At 28.5% G+C, this 5556-nt stretch carries 5 protein-coding genes; 4 read left to right on the top strand and 1 reads right to left on the bottom strand.

Going from position 1 to position 5556, the window contains the following annotated elements; genetic code table 11:
- Window positions 1-101: 101 nt before the first annotated feature.
- On the bottom strand, window positions 102-728 hold the full coding sequence (locus Q0138_RS05040) for an L-threonylcarbamoyladenylate synthase (protein WP_297981703.1): 627 nt from the start codon (window positions 726-728) through the stop codon (window positions 102-104).
- 188 nt (window positions 729-916) lie between these two features.
- Here Q0138_RS05040 and pgsA point away from each other — a divergent pair, with 188 nt between their 5' ends.
- The 4 genes from pgsA to Q0138_RS05020 all read left to right on the top strand — a co-directional run bounded on the left by pgsA (window position 917) and on the right by Q0138_RS05020 (window position 5363).
- A complete protein-coding gene (gene pgsA / locus Q0138_RS05035; RefSeq protein ID WP_297981701.1) occupies window positions 917-1513 on the top strand; it encodes an archaetidylinositol phosphate synthase in 597 nt (198 codons plus the stop codon).
- A gap of 301 nt (window positions 1514-1814) precedes the next feature.
- Window positions 1815-2057 (top strand): DUF357 domain-containing protein, encoded by a 243-nt coding sequence (locus tag Q0138_RS05030; RefSeq protein WP_297981699.1) that lies wholly within the window; start codon window positions 1815-1817, stop codon window positions 2055-2057.
- Between the two features lie 272 nt (window positions 2058-2329).
- A complete protein-coding gene (locus tag Q0138_RS05025) occupies window positions 2330-2521 on the top strand; it encodes a hypothetical protein (protein ID WP_297981698.1) in 192 nt (63 codons plus the stop codon).
- A 370-nt stretch (window positions 2522-2891) separates the two neighbouring features.
- The gene (locus Q0138_RS05020) at window positions 2892-5363 is read left to right on the top strand and encodes a right-handed parallel beta-helix repeat-containing protein (RefSeq protein ID WP_297981696.1); all 2472 of its coding nucleotides are present in this window, start codon (window positions 2892-2894) and stop codon (window positions 5361-5363) included.
- The last annotated feature ends 193 nt before the right edge of the window (window positions 5364-5556 follow it).

Here is a 5556-nt window from a genome sequence, read left to right as displayed (position 1 = left end):
GATTTATTATTATTTAATTATTATTTTATTATATTTCATTATTATTTTAGCATAATTTCCCATAATTTTTTTCAATATAATTAGTTTTCAAAACTATAATATTAAATATCAAGGTTTTCTTTTAATGAATTAAAATCTTCTCCAATAAAACCTTTCCTAACAAGAGTAGGATTAGAAGAGCTTAAATCAATTACAGTGGAAGCCTGATTCTTGTCCAATTCCCCAACATCAATCACCAAATCGATTTCATCCCCAATTTGCCTTAAAATGTCTTTAGGATTGGAGAATGTGTCTTCACCTGCAATGTTTGCACTGGTTGTTGTAATTGGAAATATGGAAGCAAGTTGCCTTGCAATTGGATAATCAGGTATCCTAACACCTACCTTAGTGCTTGAACTAACAAAGGGCGAAACAATTTTTCTTTTATTTAGAATAAAAGTGAAAGGTCCGGGAAGCCATTGATTAAGAGTCTGACGAGAGTTTTTATTCAAGTGAGCAATGAGCTCCATACTTTCCATATCCCTTACCAAAACGGAAATCGGTTTGGAAGAATCCCTCTGCTTTATTTCATAAATTTTCTTTACGGCATCATTATTGAAAATATTTGCTCCCAATCCATAAACGGTATCGGTAGGATATAAAATTATCCCTCCGCAAGCCATGATATCGATGGCTTCATTGATTAAATCAATGTCTGGATTTTCTGGGCTTAACTTAAATACTTTCATAAAAACACACTTTTTCACTAAATTACTAAAAAATTAAATTAGTATAGAAACCTTAAAAAAATAAAAATTTATATTTTCATTTTTTTCTAATTTTAGAATTTAAAAAAAAACTAAAAAAATAAAAATTTATTTCCCACTTTTCTAATTTTAGAATAAATATATATTAGTAAATTACTATAATTAAAATTATGCTTAATAATTTACGACCATTACTTACAAAAATATTGGAACCTGTAGCTAAAAGATTGAATATCAATCCAAACATTGTAACAATTATTTCTCCATTCATTGCAATTATTTCCGCTTATTTCTTTGCAACAGGAAACTTGCTTGCAGGAGCGTTATTCATTTTACTTAGCGGATTTCTGGATGTTGTTGATGGTGCAGTTGCCAGATATCACAACAGGGCAAGCCCATTTGGAGCTTTCCTCGATTCAACAATGGACAGATTCGCTGATGCAATAATTTTTATAGGAATCATATTTGGAGGATATTGTGATTGGTTTATAGGAGTTTTAGCTATTCATTCAGCAATTACAGTCAGTTATGTAAGGGCAAGAGCTGAATCCCAAGGAGTTGAATGCAATATAGGAATAGCTGAACGTGCAGTTAGATTAATTATTTTAATGATTGGTGCAATAATTGCAAGCCTTGCACACTCAAATGCGATTTTCTATTATGTTATAGTCATTCTTGTAATTCTTTCCTACTTTACAGTTGGACAAAGGGTATTCCATGTATGGAAAGAATTAAACCGCAAACCGGTTCAAAGAAGAAGATTATAATTAAAAACGAATATTTTTTTAATTTATTTGATTAATTTAATTAATTTAATTTTATTTGATTAATTTATTTTGATAAATTTATTTTAATTAATTTAATTAATTTAATTATTTATCCAATTTAGAATTTTTAATTTTACAAATTAATTAATCAAAATTCTAAAAAAAATAATTAAATTTAAAAAAACCAAATTTACAAATTAATTAATCAAAATTCTAAAAAAAAAATAATTAAATTTAAAAAATCCAATTCAAACTTTATTAAATTTAAAAATTTTATTATATTGTTTTATGAGATGAAAAAATGAAAGATCTTGAAAGTGAAGAGAAAATAGCTATAGACATTGCAAAACTTGAAAGAAACCTTAAACAGGTAGAACACATTAGTTTTGAAGGAAAGGAAAAGGAAGTTTACGATAGAGCTATAGACTATTGGAATGATTCAAAATATTATCTTGAGAAAAAAGATACAAGAACTGCATTTGGTTGCATTGAATATAGCCACGGTTTACTAGATGCATTGAGAATGATTCATGGATTAATTTAAATGAAAGAAAGATAAATTAAACAATAGCTCATAAGTAAATCATATGAAATTATAAAAGATATTTTTAATTTAATAAAAGAAATATTTTTTCCAAAAATTATTTCTTTTCAAATCCAATATTCAACAGATGATTGAAGACATATGAAAAAATATTCTAAAAACATAAACCAAAATTTAAATACTTTTACAAATAAATATTAATCCAATTAGATTATGGAATTATTATTAATTATTCAATTAATAAAATTTAGTAAAAATTGGGAGAGGATTATATGGCAGATATTGATGTAACAGAAATCAGAATCATTTTAGAGGATTTGACTAAGGAACAATTAACAAATATTCTTGAAAAAAATGGTTACACTAATAAAGGAAATGAAAAAGTCCTAATTAGAGAAATCATGACTAAAATTTCCCACGACATCATAATTAAAGAATTAGATGAACTTGGTGTTTTAGACTAAGAATTTTCTTTTTATTTTTCTTTTACTCTTTTTAAGTTTTTCTTTTTAACTTTACTAAGTTTTAACTAATTTAAACTTTCTTTTTAACTTTACTACTTTTAACTAATTTTAACTTTTAAATTACTTGTTTTTTACTATTTTTACTATTTTTACTCTTTTTTAACCATAAAACCATTTTAACAAATCTTATTAACTTAATTTTTTACTCATTTAAATTGATTTAAATTTTATAACAATAGTTATATATCACGATAAGCAATATAATATATAACAATGATGATTTTTAAATAAAAATAAAAATATAAAAATCATAACTATATTAATCATAAAAATTTAAAATATGGATAAATCAATATATAGAGCGATTATTATGAAATTAAAGAAGATATTCATCATTTCATTAATTTTTACTATTTTATTATTCTCAATCGGAGCAATATCAGCCGAGGACAGTTCCGATTTACGTGATATCACTACAACAAATGAAATAAGTGAAAAAAGTGAAATAAATGAACTTAATAAAATAAATGAACTTAATAAAATAAATGAAGTTAATGAAATAAATGAACTTAATGAAGGTAATGAAATAGCTAATGACAAAAATGACATTTCTGATTCAATCCAAGACCAATCAGATCTTGACAATTCCAATCCAATTGAAAGCATTGAATTGCAAACAAATGCAGAAGAAATTGAAACAATTGAATTGGAAAGCAATGCGGAAGATATTGAAAAAGACACAATAACAAATAAGGACATCACCGGAATTAAAGTATTGACAGACAGTGCCACAAACATCAAACATATTTATGTCGATACCTCAAACCCTAATCAAGTCCTAAATCCTACTGTCCAACCATTCTTGGATGCTGCAAGTGACGGAGATACAATAATGTTCCACGGAATGTTCATGCACTGTCATTTTGAAATCAATAAAACATTACATCTTATTGCAGCCCCTGGAACAAGTCTTGGACCTTGTCCACACCACCAATTTCCAGCATACTCTGGAATGTATGGAATCTTCCACATTTCAGAAGCGGGCAGTGGAACAACAATCGAAGGATTTGAATTCCTAAACAACAACTATTCAATTGCATACAATACATATAACCCATTTGCAATCTATGTTGACGGTGCAAGTGACATAGAGCTTAAAAACCTTACAATCAACTGGACAGGATGGGTGGTTGAAGGTTCAGATTATGATCCACAGGACTTCATCTACGAACCGATTCTAATAAGAAATGCAAATAATGTCTCCATCCATGACAATATAATAAACAATACAATCAACGGAATTACAATAGACAATTCCTCAAATATCAGCATTTCAGACAATATAATATCCGGAGGAAAAAACTCTGGAATACATATCGGAGAAGAGGTATCTGAAGTTTATATTGGAACAAACAATATTACAGAAAACCAGATTGGAATTGAAGCCTACTCTGCAGACAATCTTTCAGTGATTAACAACCTGATTAAAAACAATGGAGAATCCGGAATCTATCTAAATACAAACATAAGCAAGTTTGATGTAAAAGGAAACTATTTCATATCCAATGGAGCAAATGCAATCCTTTACGATTACCAATGCTACAATTTAAATGGTGACAAGGGAGCAGAAAGCCTAACAGCTATTGACAACAATATCTTTACAGGCCACACAGGCATGATAGTGCACCACACAATTTATGTTCCAGACGAAAGCTATGGGGATTATGTATACAATAGTGAAAATGACACCTACACATACGTTGGAATTTCAAACGGAACCTATAGCCAGGATAAGGGATACAACTACCTTAACCATTCCTATGTAATCAATGACATCGTTTGCGGACACAGCTTTTATACATCCACAATCCCATGGGATGTAAACGCTCCAAACAATAATGGAGCATATAATCTTTCTTTAAGTTTAGAACTTAGCCAAAGTTCCAAAGGAGTTTATAACCTATCCATTGTTGATTCAAATGGAAATCCTGCATTAGACTTCAATAATTTCTATGCAGTGTTCTATCTTAACGATTATAATGAAACTGTAGAACCTCAAGGAGGAGAAATCTATAAAAAAGTTTTAATTGAAAATGGTTCTGCCATTGCAGACTTTAGTGAACTTAAGGACAGTTTCATTAATGGATCCAATAGGATTACAGCAGTTCTTGAAGGGATAAATGAACTGGTGGCATTATCACCGAATAGGGAATTGAGTGTAAATGAATCTGAAATTCCAAGTGATAAGGAGGAAGCGAAACCGGTTACAGTAAAGGACAGCCCTAAACTAACAACTTACAAATTAACTACATTCCCATTATCAGATGCCTACTTTAAGGTAAAGCTTAGCACAAGTGAAGGCAAGGCCTTGGCAAGCAAAACAGTGAAAATTACAATCAACAAGAAAACCTACACTGTAAAAACTGATAAAACCGGAATAGCTAAGGTTAAAGTTAATTTGATTACTAAAAAGACCTATTCAGTTGCTGTTAAATTTGCAGGAGATTCCACTTACAATCCAATCAGCAAAACAGGAACCATTGTAGTTAAAGCGGGAAGCAAAAAGGCTAAAATCACATCTTCAAATTTAAAGGTCAAGAAGAACACAAAAAAGACCTATTCCTTTAAATTGTTGACAAGTGCAAATAAAGCCATTAAAAGTGCTAAAGTACGTGTTATTCTTAATGGAAAAACATACACCGTTAAAACAAACACAAAAGGAGTGGCTAAACTTAGCTTTAAATTAAGTACTGCAAAGAAATATGCAATAACAATGAAATTCCTTGGAAATTCAAATTATAAGGCAGTAAGTAAAAAAAGCACTATTACAGTGACTAAATAGTTAAAAAATAATCAATAAATTAAAAATACAAAACAAACATTAATAGGAGTTTAAACTCCTATATTTTACTTTTTTTATAATAAATTAATAAATTTTTAATTATATAACCTACTTTTTTAAATAAAAATAATCAGATTATTAAAAAATTAATAACGGCTTTTTTTTAAAAAATAATAAACCTAGTTTAAAAATA

This window comes from uncultured Methanobrevibacter sp. (assembly GCF_937906425.1).
In the GTDB taxonomy this organism is placed as follows: domain Archaea; phylum Methanobacteriota; class Methanobacteria; order Methanobacteriales; family Methanobacteriaceae; genus Methanobrevibacter.
The sequence above is the reverse complement of the archived record's forward strand: the minus strand, read 5'-3'. Positions and strand labels throughout refer to the sequence as shown.

What these genes read in the sequence shown, in the direction of transcription:
- Q0138_RS05040 (WP_297981703.1), bottom strand. Translation starts at nt 728, where the DNA reads ATGAAAGTATTTAAGTTAAGCCCAGAAAATCCAGACATTGATTTAATC.
- Q0138_RS05020 (WP_297981696.1), top strand. Translation starts at nt 2,892, where the DNA reads ATGAAATTAAAGAAGATATTCATCATTTCATTAATTTTTACTATTTTA.
- Q0138_RS05030 (WP_297981699.1), top strand. Translation starts at nt 1,815, where the DNA reads ATGAAAGATCTTGAAAGTGAAGAGAAAATAGCTATAGACATTGCAAAA.
- pgsA (WP_297981701.1), top strand. Translation starts at nt 917, where the DNA reads ATGCTTAATAATTTACGACCATTACTTACAAAAATATTGGAACCTGTA.
- Q0138_RS05025 (WP_297981698.1), top strand. Translation starts at nt 2,330, where the DNA reads ATGGCAGATATTGATGTAACAGAAATCAGAATCATTTTAGAGGATTTG.